Raw genomic sequence first — 18675 nt, 5'->3', positions numbered from 1 at the left:
TATGCAAAGAAAGGACAGATTTCGTTCGTAAAATCTTTACAACGATAGACAGCATTTTCATCACCATTTTCACTATTACCAATTTATGATAAAAACAAACAAAAAATGCACGAATCTCTTCGTGCATTAAAATAAAACATCTTCTTCATATAAATATTCATAAGATAAATCTATAAATAAAAAGTTGTCATCATCAATCGGGAAAGAAAATGTTCGTACCATTTCTCCCGTTTCAATATCTGCATATAAATCTGAAAGCCTCGCCTTATTCTCAAAACGCATTTTCATTATATTCTCGAGAAAATACGGGCGCCAGCTCCAGTTCTTCATATAATAATCTGGCATCACAATCCATTCTCCATCTTTTTTCATAACATTTCCTGATTGTTGGAAACCATCTTCATTACAAATAAATATACGAAAACTACACTGTGATACACTTTGACTAAATTGTAATAACCAATCATTTATATCTTCATTCTTTTTTTGTTTTGATAAAACATCGCCAATGCGATCGCGTAACATCTCTGTTAAATTATAAATTTTTTGTAACTTCTTCTTTTCATGCTGAATAAACTGATGACATTCATTACCTAGTCGCTCTTTCAAAACATTCGTTTCAATAAAATCAGGTAAACATTCTTTTAAATAATTACCTTGATAATATCTTCCGCCGTTCTTCCAAGCATATTGCAGTTGATAAAAAGCATCTATTTCTTCATATAATAAAGTTGCACCAATTCTTCTAGCAAGTAATGATAAAGAATATAAAATATCTTGATAAGATTGTAAAAGTGCTGTTTGCCTTAAGTTCGTTAAATCTACTTTTAAAATATCAGGTGCTAACACGCTAATACGCTCTAAATTACTTGTACCCGTTCCGACTTTATTAATCGAAATTTGAATACCATATGTACGATAATACATAAGCAAATGATTAAATTGCTCTATATCTTCTTTACATTCATGCTCTGTAATCTCTAAAACAATTTGTTTTAAATTTAAACCTTGTTCTTCATACCTCAATAAAAGTTGAAGCAAGCTTTCATCATCATCATTCATTAATACATTAGCATTCCGATGTATAAATAATAATAATTTTTGATCGCTTTCTAAATAACGATTTAAAGCTTTTTCTACTATAATATTATCCGCTTCCAGTTGAAATTCACTTGGAATCGAATCATCGTGAAAGAAAGAAGCTAAACTTTGTATGCCCTCTTCTGTTTGAATACGTCCTACTACTTCATATCCAATTACAGTATGCTCATCAGCACTAAAAATAGCTTGATAATAAGGAAGGACTTTATCCAAGTTACTCATTACATCTAATGCATCTATCAACGTGCTTCCCTCCCTTTACTTTTCAAAAATTATAACATGATATTTACGGAAAAATAATAAAAAATCCCTTCAGTTTTCCTGAAGGGATTAGAGGGGTAAAATGCTAAGGGGAATTAGCAATTCTACTATGAAGAAAAAAGAGGTCTTAAATATAACGTATATATGACCTCTTGTAAACACTTTTCTTTCATATGTCACAATTCCGTCACATTTAACCGTAAAAAAATGAATCAAACATTCATTTTTTTATCCCTTTTAAAATGGATATTGATGTAAATGTTGTCCTCCATCCATTGTCATGCAAGTTCCATTTATGTACGCAGCTTCATCTGAGCATAAATAATAAGCTAGACCAGCGATTTCTTCTGGCGTACCCAGCCTTCCAAGCGGAACACTTTGTATCGTACGCTTAGCCATTTCTTCTGAAATCCATAATTTATCAGCACCGCCCGTACGTTCAATTGGTCCTGGAGCGATAGCGTTAACTCGTATTCCATATTTACGTCCCCACTCAACAGCGAGCGTCTTCGTCATCGCTAATACTCCTGCCTTCGCTGCAGCCGAATGAATAACTCCTGGACCTGCATCCCATGCATATGTTGCTACCATGTTAATGATATTCCCTTTTATACCTTTTTCAATCCAATATTTTCCGACAGCATGGCTACAGTAAAATGTACCGTTTAATACAATATTAATGACCGAATTCCAGCCATTCACGGATAAATCTTCTGCTGGACAAATAAAGTTTCCAGCGGCATTATTTATTAAAACATCAATTCGACCAAACTTCTCATCAATCTGTTCAATCATTTTCTGAATGTCATCCGTATTTCTTACATCCATTTGTACAGGTAATACTTGCCCTGGAAATTGTTCAATTTCCAACTTTGTTTCCTCTAGTTTTTCTTTTGTACGTCCTGTAATAACAACTCGTGCCCCTTCTTTTGCAAAGCGAGTCGCCATTCCTTTTCCCATTCCACTCGATCCACCTGTTATAATAACTACCTTTTCTTTCACATACATCCCCTCCAAAAAATGAATACACATTCATTTTATCACTTTATTTGATAGAAATCTTTATATTTTTAAACTTTTCTGATATTTTAATGTAAAGAACTTTCTTTTTATTCATTTTTTTCGTAATCTATACTAATTTTTTATTATGTAAAGTATATTTTTAAATAAACTGAAAGGAGATTTGAGTAGCCTGTAAATGGAATAAAAACATTGAGGTATACTCATATTTTTATGACGCACATTACAAGAAGAAATTTTTTAAAAATTGGTATGCGTACTTGTCTCTATTCATTTATAACCAGTGGCATCGGATACTACTATGCTAAATATATAGAACCCCATTTCATTTCTTTTACACAGCACACATTAAAATCACAACTCATCCCAAAAAGTTTTCATGGTATGAAAATTCTTCAATTCAGCGATTTACATCTCGGATACTATTTCTCGCTTCAACATTTATCTCAAGTTGTTTCTAAAATTAATACTGTAAATCCAGATATTGTCCTTTTTACCGGAGATCTCATTGATAATTATCAAACGTATACTGACACTCCTTTCGTCGCATCCATTTTAAAAAATATACAAGCCCCCTTCGGTAAATTCGCTATTTATGGTAACCATGATCACGGTGGATATGGAACTGAATACTATGAGCACATCATGCGTGAATCAGGATTTGAACTATTGCTAAATAGTGAAAAAAGAATTCGTCTAATGGATAATAGTGAAATTTCTATTTTCGGTCTCGATGATATACTACTAGGCAAACCAAAAATAGAGAAAACATTACAACATGCGCGGCAAAATACTTATAACATCGTTCTTGTTCACGAGCCAGATATCGCGCCGCAAATTTCCAAATATCCAATCAACTTGCAACTTTCTGGTCATAGCCATGGCGGACAAGTACAAATTCCTTTTTTAGGGGCTATTATTACACCATCACTCGCCAAAGACTATATTGAAGGCTTCTATACGATGCAGGATTTAACTCTCTATGTCAATCGAGGCCTCGGAAGAACACGTGTCCCATTTCGTTTTATGTCAAAACCTGAAATCACAATTCTCACACTCCAACATTCGTAATAATTCGCCTATTTTCTTACATATCCTTTCTTGTACGCGCTCATCCATGTTTCGTTTACCATATGATAAAAGTGAGTCCAATAAAGGAGGTATGTTCATGTATCCATATTATCAACCAATTCCAGTCCGTTCAGCACCTATTGGTCCAGTAGGCGACTCACGCTTCTTCCCGTTTTTTGGCGTTCCCTTTCTAGCTGGAATTGCTGGTGGATTGCTCGGCGGAGCATTAGCTTTCGGCCCTCGACCATTTTATCCACCTTATCCACCACCTTTCCCGCCGCCAGCACCTTATCCTTGTTACGGTGGACCATGTCAGCAACCATACTATTACTAGGTTAAAGTAACGATTCTTTCAAATATTATTCTCTCAACGAGCCATCTCATTACACGCTTATAATAAAACTATTGTTTCTACTCATCCTTCCATTTTTGGAGCATATGAGTAGAAAAAAGTAAAAACCTCTTATGTCCATAAGAGGTTTTTACTTTTTTCATTATTCAGCGTCTGTATTTTGATACGCCATCTTAAACAACTTCACTTGGCTATCAATTTCTTCTGTACTACCATTAATAACATAATAGTAATCACCATCTTTATTTTGTTCACGTGTTTTCACATTATCAGCTAATATAAGCTGTAAAATCGCCTTAATTCGTGCCTTCATTTCAATATCTAATATCGGGAAAGATATTTCCACTCGCTTCTCCATATTTCGCGTCATCAAATCAGCTGAAGATAAATATATTTTCTCCTCTCCATTATGATGGAAATAATAAATACGGCTATGTTCTAAATATCTTCCAACAACACTAACTACACGAATATTTTCACTTACATTTGGAATACCAGGTCGTAGGCAACATGTTCCTCGAACAATGAGCTCTACCTTTACTCCAGCTTGTGATGCTTCGTACATTTTTTTTATTAACGGTTTATCTGTTAATGAATTCATCTTAGCGATAATATATCCATTTCCATATTGCCTATGATAACGGATTTCTTCATCTATTAAATCCATAAATTGCTCTCTTATATCAAATGGAGCAACCGATAAATGATGAAAATGTGGCTTTGTTGTATAACCACTTAAATAATTAAAGAAATTGGTTGCATCGACCCCAAAATCTTTTCTTGATGTAATATATCCAAAATCAGTATATAACTTCGCTGTTGCATCATTATAGTTCCCAGTTCCGAGATGTACGAACCTTTCGATTTTTCCGTTTTTTCTCCTTACAACTAGCGTAATTTTACTATGTGTTTTCAAGTGACTGACACCGTAAATAACATGACAGCCTGCCTGTTCCAATTCTTTAGCCCAGTGAACATTGTTTTCTTCATCAAACCTTGCCTTTAATTCAACTAATACCGTCACTTGTTTTCCCTTTTCAGCCGCTATCTTTAACGCCTGAATAATCGGTGAATCACCACTTACACGATATAACGTTTGTTTAATCGCAAGTACATTCGGATCGTCTGCCGCATCACGGACAAAATCAACTACCGGCTGAAATGATTCAAAAGGATGATGTAATAAAATATCATGCTCAATTGCTTTTTCAAATACATCTTCTTCATCACCTAAATCTTGAGGCGGTTGCGGAATAAGAGCTGGATATACAAGATGTTCATATAAAGGAGCTAGTTTTTTATATAAAGAAAACAAACATGTTAAATCTAATGGGCCATCCATTATATATACATCTTCATCTTTTACTTCCAGAACCTCATATAATAACGCTAATACTCTTTCATCAATGTGTTCTTTCCCAACTTCTAAACGTACAGCAGCCCCCCACTTACGCTTTTTTAATTCTTTTTCAATTACCTTTAATAAATCTCTCGCACCTTCTTCATGAATCGTTAAATCTGCATTGCGTGTAATACGGAAACGAGTAACAGATGATACTGTATATCCCGTAAATAATTTATGAGTAAAGCTACTAATTACGTCTTCTAATAAAATAAATTTATGCTTTTGCCCTTCACTCGGTAAAATTATGAAGCGCTCAAGTAATGAAGGAACTTGTACAATCCCTAACTTCGTCCTGTTTTCTTCTTCTGCTTGCTTCTCATCATATAAAAGAGTAGCCAAATTCAAACTTTTGTTTAATAACATTGGAAATGGGCGATATGCATCAATAGCTACAGGAGTTAACACCGGAAAAATTTGCTCGTCAAAATACTCTTCTATAAATTCTCGCTGCTCTTTCGTCAAATCATTGAATGTTAAACGTTCAATTCCCTCTAACTCAAGCGCTGGTAATACATAATTTTTAAATGTATCATATTGTACTGTCATTAGTGCATGGGCTTTTATCGCAATTTTATTTAATTGCTTTTTCGGTGTTAAGCCAGCTTTATTTTCTGGTTGATTAAATCCAGCACTCACTTGATCCTTTAATCCCGCTACACGTACCATAAAAAATTCATCTAAATTCGAACTAAAAATACTAATAAATTTCAATCTTTCCAAAAGTGGATTATTTGCATCTTGCGCTTCTTGTAAGACACGTTCATTAAATGCTAACCAACTTAACTCTCGATTATTGTAATAAGCTGTATCATTTAAATTTACTGCATTCCCCTTCGATAATTCCATTCTCTTCACACTTCCCCTTGAAACTTTTTTACTATAATTTAGTTAATTTCATTTTATCAAATTACAATATTACAAAGTGTAAATTTTTCGTAAAGACATCCGTACAACCTAATGTTTTAGTTCAAATAATAAATTAATATTCGTTTTTAATACTCTTTCTAACTGTTTTTTTTGTTTTTCAGCTTGCACTTTTTCTGCTAAGGCAGACTGTTCACATAAAACTTTAAACGTTAATCCCTCTTCGCTTTCTGTTATAGATATGGTATCAACAAGCGATCGTTGCCTTACATTTAAAGCAGCTGAAAATTGTAAAACAGCTCCTAATAGGCGGATTTTTTTTTGTTCACTTTTATCAAACCAACCTTCAAATGGAGATAAATATTGTTTAAATAGCATTTTTGATTTATAAGATGCAATAAGTGCTAACCTCACTCTATCTTTATGCATCATGCCATCAATTGTCTTATTCGCTAATAAATAAAACGTATGTAAACGGCTCGCTTCTTCGTCTATATATTTGCCTATATTAAATACTTTCGCTGCTTGATGGAACACTTCCCAGTCTTTTACTGACATAGAAATAAGCCCTATTTCCTCAAGTTGTTTGCAAATTAGTCTTCCATGTTTAATAAGTTGAATAACAAATTCCATGTCCATTTCGTATTCATGTGATAGTAAATACAAACTTTCTTCAACTACGTTCGGATAATATGAAATCCCCAAATCTTTTGTCAACTCTTCATAGAAAACACCTTCTCTTAACCCTTTTCTACTTAATACAAATGCCGGTGCCTCTATAACATGAACAAGTGTATGAAATACTTCAACCGCTGGAATAATCGTATCTGCTCGATCTTTTGCCAATCCTTCCAATTTCTGAAGTTCTATGAACGACAATTTTTCCAATTCCTCTTTTACACTTTCAATATCTTCTTCTTTCATCTTGTATAAATGTAATCCTGCTATAGGATAACATATTAAATTTTGATGGATTTTTACTAAGTTCCTAGCACTACCACCAATTGCAATAAGAGGCAATTTCTTATTGATTAACCATGGTAACGTTCGAAATTGAGACTCTAAATACTGTTGCATTCCCTCTAACTCATCTTTAGTAGGAATATCACCTTTAATAAATTGTTGCTTTAAAGAAAGTGCCCCAAAAGGAAAACTATGGTACTCTAAAATCTCTCTATTTCTAAAGTATGTAACTTCCGTACTTCCCCCACCAATATCTACCGTTATTCCTTCTGAAAACGATGTAGAATTCATAACCGCCAAGTATCCGTAACGCGCTTCCTCATACTCTGATAATACTCTAAGAGTAAAGTCCGTTTGTCCTTCAACAAGCTTTTTAATTTCCTCTTGATTCTCCGACTGTCTAATTGTTGCTGTTGCAACACAAAGTACATGATGCAACTGATGGAATCTTGTACTTTCTTGAAATTGAAATAATGTCTGTAATAATACTTCTATTCCCTCTTCATTCAACACACCATCAATTAAGTAATTCCTTAACCTAGCAACAACTTTCGTATTTTCAATCTCTTTATAAAAACCTCCATTTTGCTTTTCATAAATAACTAAACGCATTGTATTAGATCCAATATCTATAATGGCATACTGTTGTTTTAATATTGCTTTCAAACTTCTCACTCTTTCATTATCAAATTTCAAAAACATATTCTATTACTATTATACAAAATAGTTGTTTTTTGTAACAATATTGCTTTAATATTGAAAATATATACAATCACTTTTTGCGTATAATAAATACCTATTTTATTTATGGTATAATAATGAAAAATTGAAAGGAGATTCAATATGAAACCTTCACAACCACAATCTCAATTACAAAACCAACATTCTATTAATCGACTAGCTCAATCTATTTTCGTTGTGAATCGTCATGCTAAAGCAGCTACTAATCCTAAATATTTATACTGGTTAAAAAAGACAACTTTAGAACGTTTGATTGCTGAAAAAAAAGCAATTAAAGAAGGATTGCATTTTTCTAGAAACCCACGTTTTAGCCAACAACAATCTGATGTCCTTATACGTTTAGGCGATTATTTTTTCCACATCCCTCCTACGAAAGAAGATTTTCGAATTCTACCGCATCTTGGTCATCTTGAATCCTCCTATCGAAATCCGAAAACAACCTTATCTTTAACAGTAGCAAAAAAAACACTTCAAGATTATATTGGTCCTGAAGCATTAAAACAAGAAAAAAAATTAAGTGAGCCTGTTCCATGGTATAGTCGTACTTATACAAAAAAATAAAACAGTTTGGCCAAGTGTAGGCCAAACTGTTTTATTTTTTCTCTTCTTTAATTTTAATATTTGCTTGTTTATAAAAAGCTACTTTTTCTGTATTATAAGACTTTGTAAATTCATTAAATTTATCTTTTTCTGACTCAATATCCTTATAAGATTGATTTACTACTTTTACTTTTTCACTAATATCTTTTAATTTAGTACCTTTATCTTGTAACATTGTATATAACTCTTTTTCTTGTTTTAAAGATTTGTTATAGCTGTCATACATTTTATTAAATGAATCGTGGCGTTTCTCATACGTGCTTTTCACTTTATCAGCTTGATCTTTCAATTTCTTATCTTCAATTTTCTTCACATACTTATCAGCTGACTTCACTTCTTCTTGCGCTTTATTTAAAACTTCTTTTTCTTTTGTAAGCACTTTTTCTCGTTCAGTTGTATTTTTCACTGCTTGATTCAGTTTTTCTTTAACAGTTTGATTATTATCTTTTCCTTCTTGCACAATCTGGTTATATAATTCTTGTCCTTCTTTCTCTAAAGTCTCAAGTTTTTTTGCATCTTCAAACATTGTTTTTTCTTGTTTAGCAGCGTTTTCAAACGCTACATATAATTCTTCTTCTGGTTTCGGACCGAAACAACCGGCTAATAAAATCATTGATAATGTAGTTACAATTGCTAATTTACTATATTTCAACATCTCTTCCTCCTACTTATAAACGACCATCGTGTAATATAAAAAAGTTATAAAATATGTAATTGTTCTATACACTCGCATCTTTTTTACGAAGATCATTAATATTGTTTGTACAAATTATTACTTGATATTACATTATTCTTTTTGAATTATTTAGCAATTCCATATCCATCTTTAAGTATACTACTTCGTGTTTTTTAAGGCCTGTTCACACTATGTATTACTTTCATATCCACGGAATTTCACCTCAGTCTTAATAAGACTATAATAGTTCACCTGATAAAAGGTGATCGCTCCGCTCTCACGTCTATCATTCCCTTTCCAGCTTTCTATCAATTAATCTCTTTGTTCATTTTACACAGTACAATCGATATCTCGCAACAACTTACAAATATTCTTTTCATTTCCTAAAAAGGAAAAGTGTAGAGCTTGCTTTCCTCTACACTTTTAAAATAAAACACACTGTGCAAATTGCATTGGCACTACCATCATAATTATATGCTTATTTCATATATTTTTAAAGACTTTTATTACAAACGTGGCGTTTTTTGTAATAAAAGTCAAAAAAATGTTACAAATAAAACATCTTCCTATCATATATCTTCAAATCAAAGCTTCACTCATTTTCTTGCAAATTTCTATACTGGTACAATTGATTTTGCGACTTTCTCAACAGTTCTTCAAACGTTTTTCCTTCTACTGGATAGCTAGCTGCTCCAAATAAAAGAGTGACACTGAGTAAATCACCTTCTATTTCACTTTCAATATTTTTCATTAATCGTTTTGTTATTGTTGATGTTTCATGACCATTATCAATTGCTACAATAACGTACTTATTTTCATCCCACTTTGTAACAACATCGCCCTTCCGAATTGTCTTTACAATGGTACTCTCTAATTTTTGTACTAACACTCCCAACTTTTTTTCTTGCAACGTGTCTTTTAATCCTTCCCATTCTTTTACAGAAAGAATGTACACTGTAATATTACGAGAATCTCTTTCAGATAAAGCAGCTACTTTCCCAAAAAAATCAACAACAAAATCATTGCTTGCCATTCCTCCTACTTCCATACCCATACGCTCGTTTGTTCTTTTATCGTACCAATGTCCAAAATAATAACTTAGTATCATTTGCAATATATAAATAATAAAGACGGTATAAAATGATCGTGAATCCAGTTTTGCAATTACATCCTGAAGTGCAATCCATTCTGTAACTGCCACAGTATTGCCAAGCAATAATCCACTAATTTTTCCTTTATGTTTCATACTTTTCCCCCTTTTATACCAATATATGTTTCTATATCAATAATGTTTTTCTACAAAATAAAAAATGTACATATGCAATGTACATTTCTGCTTAAGCTTGTATACCTTTTCTACTCTATTTCATATATATAATATATAACTTTTATAGAAAGGAGTAATCTATATGCTACAAAAAGAGAATCTATCAGATGCTATGCGTTTACTAGCTGGTTTTCTATTATCATTAAAATTATTATTTACCTCTTTCGGGATACACTTTATTACAAACGATCAAATCGACGCTATTGTTAATGTTGTTTCATTTTTATTTATTCTATACTTTGGCTACAAAAATAACTATGTAGGAAAAAAAGGAATGGAGCAAAAGAAAATACTCAAAAAACACAACCTTCACTAAAAAAGGAACCTTTTGTACAGGTTCCTTTTTATCATTGACGCACAACAACTTCATTTGTTTGCAGTGGGCCATATGATATCTCTTTATCTTGAAATGTATATGTAGCCTGAAAGAATGTTTGTTTAAGAGCTTTATCTTTATTAGCTTTTATTTTACAACGTAGTTCCACCTTCTCATTTGGTAACAAATCATCAATTCGCCATCTAACAAGCTGGAATAAAAACTCACTTATCCCCTTATCAACTTTTAAAGAATTAGGAATATAAGCAAAGTAATCTCGAATCATATGACTTACAACAACTCTCGAAATCATTTCTACCCCTTTATTTTCCACTTCAATTCTCATAATAAGTATGTCGTTTACATCGTAGGTCAATTCATACGAAAATTGTTCTGTATACATACTACCAATTTGTAATGTAACGGCTACTTGAGGAAATTCGTTTTCCTTTTTCGATCCGTCAATCCACAATACTGGTTGTAGCGGTATTGAATACTTTCCTGTATCCGAAATTCGTCCCCATATTTTCATAATATATATTCACCTCATTTCAGATGTAACATACACACAATGAATTCCCCAAATTACTAAAGCTTGCTACAAGCAATGTTTAATATTTCTCTTCCTTTTATCCTATTCGACAATATGAAGAAAAAACCATTTTTCATCTATTAACAGAAGGTGTTCTTTATGAAATTTTTTTACAATTTACTTCATTCCCTTCATAGCAATATTCAGTATGGCTCACTCGTTCTCTACTCATACGAAAGAATATTTTGACGTAAGAAAAAGTTTGCCTTATAGTCAAATTTGACTATAATATTCTTTATGGCATATCAGTGCACTTATGGAAAAGAAATTAAAATCAACTATACATTAAAATTTTTTATCCACTGCACTCAAAACTTAATATAGTTTACTTATTTCTAAAGGAGGGTTATATTTGGAAACTCAACCATTAAAAAAAGAAGCCAACAAGACAAAATTTGTTGTTGCTGGTTTACTGCTTGGTATATTAATGGCCGCAATGGATAATACAATCGTTGCAACCGCAATGGCAACAATCGTTGGAGACCTGGGAGGATTTGATAAGTTTGTTTGGGTCACATCAGCTTATATGGTAGCAACAATGGCAGGGATGCCTATCTTCGGGAAACTTTCTGATATGTACGGGCGGAAACGTTTTTATATTGGTGGCCTCATTCTTTTCTTATTCGGTTCTGCGCTCTGCGGAACAGCTTCAAGCATTGAGCAATTAAGTATTTATAGAGCTATTCAAGGGATCGGTGGTGGTGCCCTTATGCCTATCGCCTTCACAATTATGTACGATATCTTCCCACCAGAAAAACGCGGGAAGATGACAGGACTATTCGGTGCTGTTTTCGGGACATCTAGTGTATTCGGTCCTTTATTAGGTGCTTATATTACAGACTATATAAGTTGGCATTGGGTCTTCTATATCAATATTCCATTAGGACTTATCTCCTTTTTCTTCATTACTAAATACTACAGTGAGTCTCTAGAATTTAGAAAACAAAAAATTGATTGGGCTGGTGCTATTACACTTGTCATAAGTATCGTTTGCTTAATGTTCGCATTAGAACTTGGTGGTAAGGAATATGCCTGGAATTCTACTGTAATTATTGGCTTATTTACAACAGTAGTTATTACGCTTATTATTTTCTTTTTTGTAGAACGAAAAGCAACCGAGCCTATTATTTCATTCCATCTATTTAAAAAACCTTTATTCGCAGCTAGTCAAGGAGTTGCCTTTTTCTATGGTGCCGCTTTCATTATCTGTACAGTTTATATTCCAATCTTCATTCAAGGCGTCCTTGGAGGTTCCGCCTCTAATGCTGGATTAATTTTAACACCAATGATGGTTGGTTCTGTAATTGGAAGTCAAACGGGAGGACAATTAGCTTCTCGAACAAGCTATCGTAACATTATGATGGTATCTGGTGTCTTCTTCGTTCTTGGTATTTATTTATTAAGTACTTTAACAATGGACACACCTCGTTTACTCGTAACACTATTTATGATTCTCGCTGGGCTTGGTGTTGGTTTCTCATTCTCAGTATTAAGTATGTCTTCTATTCACAAGTTGGAAATGCGGGACCGTGGTTCGGCGACATCAACAAACTCATTCTTCCGATCACTCGGTATGACTCTTGGTGTAACGATTTTTGGTACAATTCAAAATCATATTTTTACAGATAAACTAAACTCTGTATTCCCCCCTGAACTAGCAAAATTAGCTCCAAAAGGCGGAGACACAAGTTTCTTATTATCACCAGGCGCTACCGCAAAAATTCCTGCTGAAATATTAGCGGGTATTAAGGAAGCTCTCGCTACATCTATTGCGAACACATTCTTCTGGGCACTCATCCCGGCTGTACTAAGTATTATTTGTATTTTACTTATGGGAAATGAACGCCTCTTTACAGGCCCTAAAAAGAAAGAAAAACAAAAGCAAGTTAGTTAATATAAAAAAGAAGCGGCATATCCCTTTATGAAAAAGGATATGCCGTTTATAATATGTATAAAGTGAAACTTTAATCAGTGGGGGGTCATCCCCCACTGATTAAATCGGGTTTTTACAGGCAGTTAATCCCCACCTAACTTCTTTGCTTCCGCTGAATTTTTGGGTGGGAATCTTACTGCCCACAAATAGCGGGATAAAGTTTTTATATACAGGAGTTGAGACAGCATGAGCATGAAATTAGTCATTCTCGGCTTGCTACTTGAAGGAGATAAACATCCATATGAAGTGCAGCATATTATGAAAGAACGACAAATGGATTGTTACATTAAATATGCTAAAGGATCACTTTATTACGCCTTCGAGCAATTAGAAAAGCAAGGCGCAATTCATATTACAAATGTAATTAGAGACACAAATCGACCTGACAAAACAATTTTTCATATAACAGAAGAAGGTAAAAAACTATTCCACACTTTACTATTAAAACAATTCGAAGCCAAAAACCAAATATATAAACCTATTTATTCAGCTTTATCTTTCGCTCACTTTAGCAATGATCACGAATTAGTTCCTATTTTAGAAAAAAAGAAGAACGATACTCTTCAATATTTACATACTATGCAAACGATATATGATTGTAATAAAGGAAAGGTTCCACGTGCACAACTATATATTTTGCAAAGTGTAATTGAGCATATTACAGTTGAATTACAATGGCTAAACACTCTCCTTAAAGATGCTATAGCAGGTCGACTTTCAGAGGTTGCTATAGATGAAAATTGAGCTATGAAAGAAGACATCCCTACTTCTTTCATAGCTCAATTTCTCTTTTCATACTGTAATATTATTAGTTACTCCAGAATATAAAAAGTAAGAATAATAAGAAATAAAAACTTTTGAATTTTCTTATTTTAAAACAGTAGACAAAATTCCAAAAATTGTGTTAGAATTTGTTTCAATATCATATCGCTTGTTAAATTCCTTTCAAAAGGAAAATAGGTACACGAAAGTTTCGTTTCGTGTTTAAAAGGGAAGCTTGGTGAAACTCCAACACGGTCCCGCCACTGTAAATGCTGAGATTTCTTTTTGGTGCCACTGTGAAAACGGGAAGGTGAAAGAAATTATATGAAGCATAAGTCAGGAGACCTGCCTGTTTTAACAACACTGATAGATTCACGGATGATGATGAGGTGTTAAAACAAAAAGGAAGGCTTATTTTCTATGTCTTTGTACTTTTTGTTATAGGTATTTCCTAGTAAACGGAAATGCTTACTTTCAATTAGGGAGGAATTTAAAATGGCAATTCAAACAAGTAACTTAGGTTATCCACGTATCGGACTACAACGAGAGTGGAAAAAAACATTGGAAGCTTTTTGGTCCAATAAAATCGATGAAGAACAATTTTTAACAACAATGAAAGAAATTCGCCTTCAACACGTAAAAGTACAGCAAGAAAAAGGGATTGAACTCATTCCAATTGGCGACTTTACATATTATGATCACGTTTTGGATACTGCCTATATGCTAGGATTTATTCCATCACGTTTTTCTGAGTTTACATCTTACCTTGATGTATATTTCGCAATGGCGCGTGGCTCTAAAGATCACGTAGCTTCCGAAATGACAAAATGGTTTAACACAAACTATCACTATATCGTTCCTGAATATGAAGAGGGATTACAAATCTCTTTAAAAGATAATCGTCCACTTCGCTTATACGAAGAGGCAAAACAAGAATTAGGAGTAGATGGAAAGCCTGTTATTTTAGGACCATATACTTTCTTAAAATTAGCTAAAGGCTATACACAAGAACAATTTCCTACCATTTTAAAACAATTAGTTGCACCTTACGTACAACTGCTTTCAGAACTACATGCAGCTGGTGCACCAGCCATTCAAGTTGATGAACCGATTTTCGCTTCTTTAACTAAAAAAGAAGTTCAACAAGCAAAAGAAATTTATGAAGCTATTCGTAAAGAAGTTCCAAATGCGACTCTTCTTTTACAAACATATTTTGATAGCGTAGAAGAAAACTATGAAGAAATTATTACATTCCCGGTATCCGGTATTGGATTAGATTTCATTCATGGTAAAGAAGGTAATCTAAATGCTATTTCAAAATATGGATTCCCAGCTGATAAAACTTTAGCTGTCGGTTGTATAGATGGCCGTAACATTTGGAGAGCTGACCTTGATGAAGTTCTTGAGTTATTTACAACGTTACAAAAACAAGTCCAAACGAAAGATATCATCGTTCAGCCTTCTTGTAGCTTATTGCATACACCAATCGATAAAACAGAAGAAACTCACTTATCGACTGAGCTGTTTGATGCGTTAGCATTTGCAAATCAAAAATTAGAAGAATTAGTTCTTATTCATTCCGCTCTCACTCAAGGTACAGAAAGCATTAGTAATGAGCTGGAAACATATCGAAACGTACATCATACAATTCGTTCATCTGCTGCACGTAACCGAGAAGATGTCAAAGCAGCACGAACAGCACTAAAAGAAGAAGATTTTTCACGTCCTCTTCCATTTGAAAAACGATACGAATTACAACAAGTTGCTCTAGAGTTACCGCTATTACCAACAACGACTATTGGTAGCTTCCCGCAAACAACTGAAGTTCGTCAAACGCGAAAAGAATGGCGTAACGGTGTTATTTCAAATGAACAATATGAACAATTTATTGAAAAAGAGACAGAAAAATGGATTCGTTACCAAGAAGAAATTGGGCTTGATGTCCTTGTACATGGTGAATTTGAAAGAACTGACATGGTCGAATATTTTGGTGAGCGCCTTGCTGGTTTCTCATTCACTAAAAACGGTTGGGTACAATCATACGGTTCCCGCTGCGTAAAACCACCTGTTATTTATGGTGATGTAGCCTTTATTAACGGCATGACTATTAAGGAAACAGTTTATGCGCAAAGCTTAACAGAGAAAGTTGTAAAAGGAATGTTAACCGGACCTGTTACAATTTTAAATTGGTCCTTCGTTCGAAATGATATTCCAAGAAAAGAAGTTTCGTATCAAATTGCACTAGCTCTTCGTCACGAAATTGAACTACTTGAATCTTCCGGAATTAGAGTAATCCAAGTCGATGAGCCCGCACTTCGTGAAGGAATGCCACTAAAAGAAAAAGATTGGGATACTTATATTACATGGGCAGTACAATCCTTCCTTTTAGCAACTTCTTCTGTAGCAAATGAAACACAAATTCATACTCATATGTGTTACAGTAACTTCGAAGATATTGTTGACGCGATTCGCGCATTAGATGCAGATGTAATTTCTATCGAAACATCAAGAAGTCACGGAGAATTTATTGATACATTAAAACATACAACATATGAAAAAGGCATCGGCCTAGGTGTATATGATATTCATAGCCCACGTGTACCGAGTAAAGATGAAATGTATAAAATCGTAGAACAATCTTTAGAAGTATGTGATCCTAAATATTTCTGGATTAATCCTGATTGTGGTTTAAAAACGAGAAGAACAGAAGAAGTTATTCCAGCTTTAGAACATATGGTGCAAGCAGCGAAAGATGCTCGTTCCCTTTTAAAAACAAACGCATAACAAAAATGGGTTATCCTTTTCTCAGGATAACCCATTTTTTATTCTTTACTTTCAAAAAAGAATTCATATTGTATTTTATATAATTCATCATCCGTTGGCTCTTCAAGAGGAATTGCTTGTAATACAACTGTATACTCACCATTTGGAATAGGTATTTGAAATTTATTAGAAAGAATACTCGTTATAACGATACTTTCATTTTCAACTGTAAAAGGAACCGTAATCGTTCTAACTACTTCTTCTTTTTCAATATGTTTCCCTGGGGTCACTTTCACTTCACAAGTATAATCAGAAAGTGCTTCAAAAATAACAGTTCCATCTGCCTTAGCATAACCTCTTTCAAAATCTTCATCAGTCCAATCTACATAAGGCTGCTCACCGTCATAATTCATCAACATTAATTGCGAATAAGAAATCGTTAACTCCATAGTTCCCCTTCTCCTTCATTATGAAATATACAACTACTACTTCACTTCAAATTTTACTCGCGTACCATCTGGGTATTTATCTAACTTATTCCCTACCCAAGAGCCTGCTCCGCGGTTATCCGCCGGACTTATATATTCAATATGTGCTCCTTTTCCGCCTTCCTTGCACATCGCCATTGGCCATTCATCACGATCATACCCTTTTTTTGATGGATATGGTGCTAACGACAATTTCCTTCTATCTGCAGCACCACCACGATCGATTGTACAAACTTCTGAATGCCCTTCTTTTATAGCATCCGTAATATGTTTTCCTGTCTCTGGATAACGTTCTTTCGGAAATTCTAACACTTGATCATACGTATTCGTTTTCTTTACACTTGTTTCCTCTGGCACAAGTACTTCATAAACTGCTACTAAAATAGACAGAATTGCGATAATTGAAATGATAATACCTTTTAATTGCTTCATGTATACCTCCATGTTTCTACCAGTTTCTTTTCCTCCGTTATTATAACAAACTTCTCCTGTATATGTTTTCAGACATTATTTTAGTTATTCCTTGCCATTCCGCCAAAAATTTTCATTTTTTCACTAATGCTGTAGAAAACTAATAGCCTTCCGACATTCTTTTTCAAAGGAAGTCCTCATAAAAGATTGAAATGATATATACGATACTTTTTGGGGAGGAAATATGATGGAAGCTACCTATAAAACGAAAGATGTCACGAATAAAACAGGCATCCCAAAACATATAGTTCGCAAATATAGTCAACTGTTAGAAGAACATGGTTATATGATTTCCAAAACAGCTGATGCTCGTATTTATAAACTTGATGATTTAAAATTATTGAAATCTATACACGAAAGAGCTGCTACATTACAAGAAGATATTTCAGAAACGATACCGATTATTTTAAAAGAAAAAGAGGCCCCACCTGTACCAGTTATACAAGATAAGCAAGAGATACAAACGAAAGAAAAAGAAGATGGGCGTAACTTTGAGGAGTTCATGTTAAAACTTGAAATGCTAGCTCAATTAAATGAGGCAATTATTCATCAAAATTCTACTTTAATTACACAAAATCGTTTAAAGGATGAGAAACTAGACGAATTGATGCAACAAGTTTATGTAAAAGAAGGCTCTCAAGAAAAAATGCTTCAAGAGTTAGTCGATCACGCCGCTCAAACAGATGCACTGCAAAAAGAAAAGATGGACTTATTAATGAATCATATGTATAAACGAGAATCCAAACAGGAAGAAAAAATGAATAAACTTGTTAGTCAAATTTATAATAAAGACAGTAACCGTGATGCACAGCTTATGCAAGTTATTCGAGAAATTCAAGAAACAAAAAGAATGGTTGCTGCCTCAAAAGAGCAAAGCTTCTTTCAATCATTTAAAAGTTTATTTAGCCGAGCAAAACAAGAAAAAACAAATGAATAAACAATATAAAATAAAAAGTTACCTTTCATCGG

The 18675-nt window shown here is 33.6% G+C and carries 17 protein-coding genes and 1 riboswitch; of the genes, 8 read left to right on the top strand and 9 right to left on the bottom strand.

Going from position 1 to position 18675, the window contains the following annotated elements; translation table 11 throughout:
• Positions 1–126: 126 nt before the first annotated feature.
• Together ACTFO4_RS04470 and fadH are read right to left on the bottom strand one after the other, a co-directional pair.
• Positions 127–1344 carry an EAL domain-containing protein gene (locus ACTFO4_RS04470; protein ID WP_000564306.1) on the bottom strand — a complete coding sequence of 406 codons (1218 nt, stop codon included), beginning with the start codon at positions 1342–1344 and terminating at the stop codon, positions 127–129.
• A 255-nt stretch (positions 1345–1599) separates the two neighbouring features.
• Positions 1600–2364: a 2,4-dienoyl-CoA reductase gene (gene fadH, locus ACTFO4_RS04465; protein WP_000660913.1), complete on the bottom strand. Its 765-nt coding sequence runs from the start codon at positions 2362–2364 to the stop codon at positions 1600–1602.
• Between the two features lie 231 nt (positions 2365–2595).
• Between fadH and ACTFO4_RS04460 the strand changes: the two genes are divergently transcribed.
• Together ACTFO4_RS04460 and ACTFO4_RS04455 are read left to right on the top strand one after the other, a co-directional pair.
• On the top strand, positions 2596–3453 hold the full coding sequence (locus ACTFO4_RS04460; protein WP_098772200.1) for a metallophosphoesterase: 858 nt from the start codon (positions 2596–2598) through the stop codon (positions 3451–3453).
• 97 nt (positions 3454–3550) lie between these two features.
• On the top strand, positions 3551–3787 hold the full coding sequence (locus tag ACTFO4_RS04455) for a hypothetical protein (protein WP_000283738.1): 237 nt from the start codon (positions 3551–3553) through the stop codon (positions 3785–3787).
• 160 nt (positions 3788–3947) lie between these two features.
• Here ACTFO4_RS04455 and ACTFO4_RS04450 read toward each other — a convergent pair whose 3' ends face one another.
• Together ACTFO4_RS04450 and ppx are read right to left on the bottom strand one after the other, a co-directional pair.
• Positions 3948–6056, bottom strand: a complete 2109-nt coding sequence (locus tag ACTFO4_RS04450; protein ID WP_440013085.1) for a polyphosphate kinase — start codon at positions 6054–6056, stop codon at positions 3948–3950.
• A gap of 108 nt (positions 6057–6164) precedes the next feature.
• A complete protein-coding gene (ppx, locus tag ACTFO4_RS04445) occupies positions 6165–7739 on the bottom strand; it encodes an exopolyphosphatase (protein WP_004407438.1) in 1575 nt (524 codons plus the stop codon).
• A 141-nt stretch (positions 7740–7880) separates the two neighbouring features.
• Here ppx and ACTFO4_RS04440 point away from each other — a divergent pair, with 141 nt between their 5' ends.
• Positions 7881–8339, top strand: coding sequence for a YkyB family protein (locus ACTFO4_RS04440; protein WP_000804870.1), 459 nt, complete (start codon positions 7881–7883; stop codon positions 8337–8339).
• A 31-nt stretch (positions 8340–8370) separates the two neighbouring features.
• Here ACTFO4_RS04440 and ACTFO4_RS04435 read toward each other — a convergent pair whose 3' ends face one another.
• Entirely contained in the window at positions 8371–9033 is a 663-nt protein-coding gene (locus ACTFO4_RS04435; protein WP_000922498.1) for a YkyA family protein, read from the bottom strand.
• Positions 9034–9646: 613 nt separating this feature from the next.
• Positions 9647–10300, bottom strand: coding sequence for a diguanylate cyclase domain-containing protein (locus ACTFO4_RS04430; protein ID WP_000680820.1), 654 nt, complete (start codon positions 10298–10300; stop codon positions 9647–9649).
• A 163-nt stretch (positions 10301–10463) separates the two neighbouring features.
• Between ACTFO4_RS04430 and ACTFO4_RS04425 the strand changes: the two genes are divergently transcribed.
• A complete protein-coding gene (locus tag ACTFO4_RS04425) occupies positions 10464–10697 on the top strand; it encodes an SPP1 phage holin family protein (protein WP_000939448.1) in 234 nt (77 codons plus the stop codon).
• Between the two features lie 31 nt (positions 10698–10728).
• Here the strand turns inward: ACTFO4_RS04425 and ACTFO4_RS04420 are convergent, their stop codons facing one another.
• Complete coding sequence (locus ACTFO4_RS04420) at positions 10729–11229, bottom strand: hypothetical protein (protein WP_000708120.1); 501 nt, start codon at positions 11227–11229, stop codon at positions 10729–10731.
• Between the two features lie 412 nt (positions 11230–11641).
• Between ACTFO4_RS04420 and ACTFO4_RS04415 the strand changes: the two genes are divergently transcribed.
• From ACTFO4_RS04415 to metE, 3 genes are all read left to right on the top strand, one after another.
• The gene (locus ACTFO4_RS04415; RefSeq protein ID WP_000449912.1) at positions 11642–13183 is read left to right on the top strand and encodes an MDR family MFS transporter; all 1542 of its coding nucleotides are present in this window, start codon (positions 11642–11644) and stop codon (positions 13181–13183) included.
• A 225-nt stretch (positions 13184–13408) separates the two neighbouring features.
• Entirely contained in the window at positions 13409–13966 is a 558-nt protein-coding gene (locus ACTFO4_RS04410) for a PadR family transcriptional regulator (RefSeq protein WP_000062063.1), read from the top strand.
• Positions 13967–14163: 197 nt separating this feature from the next.
• A riboswitch (cobalamin riboswitch) is annotated at positions 14164–14351 on the top strand.
• A 128-nt stretch (positions 14352–14479) separates the two neighbouring features.
• A complete protein-coding gene (gene metE, locus ACTFO4_RS04405; protein ID WP_001007609.1) occupies positions 14480–16768 on the top strand; it encodes a 5-methyltetrahydropteroyltriglutamate--homocysteine S-methyltransferase in 2289 nt (762 codons plus the stop codon).
• 38 nt (positions 16769–16806) lie between these two features.
• Here metE and comJ read toward each other — a convergent pair whose 3' ends face one another.
• Together comJ and nucA are read right to left on the bottom strand one after the other, a co-directional pair.
• Positions 16807–17196 (bottom strand): competence protein ComJ, encoded by a 390-nt coding sequence (gene comJ, locus ACTFO4_RS04400; protein ID WP_000424030.1) that lies wholly within the window; start codon positions 17194–17196, stop codon positions 16807–16809.
• Between the two features lie 36 nt (positions 17197–17232).
• Positions 17233–17667, bottom strand: coding sequence for a DNA-entry nuclease (gene nucA / locus ACTFO4_RS04395; RefSeq protein WP_000811494.1), 435 nt, complete (start codon positions 17665–17667; stop codon positions 17233–17235).
• 226 nt (positions 17668–17893) lie between these two features.
• Here nucA and ACTFO4_RS04390 point away from each other — a divergent pair, with 226 nt between their 5' ends.
• The gene (locus ACTFO4_RS04390) at positions 17894–18643 is read left to right on the top strand and encodes a DUF3967 domain-containing protein (protein ID WP_000388471.1); all 750 of its coding nucleotides are present in this window, start codon (positions 17894–17896) and stop codon (positions 18641–18643) included.
• The last annotated feature ends 32 nt before the right edge of the window (positions 18644–18675 follow it).

Source organism: Bacillus cereus group sp. MYBKT14-1, assembly GCF_051915185.1.
GTDB lineage: Bacteria > Bacillota > Bacilli > Bacillales > Bacillaceae_G > Bacillus_A > Bacillus_A cereus.
The sequence above is the reverse complement of the archived record's forward strand: the minus strand, read 5'-3'. Positions and strand labels throughout refer to the sequence as shown.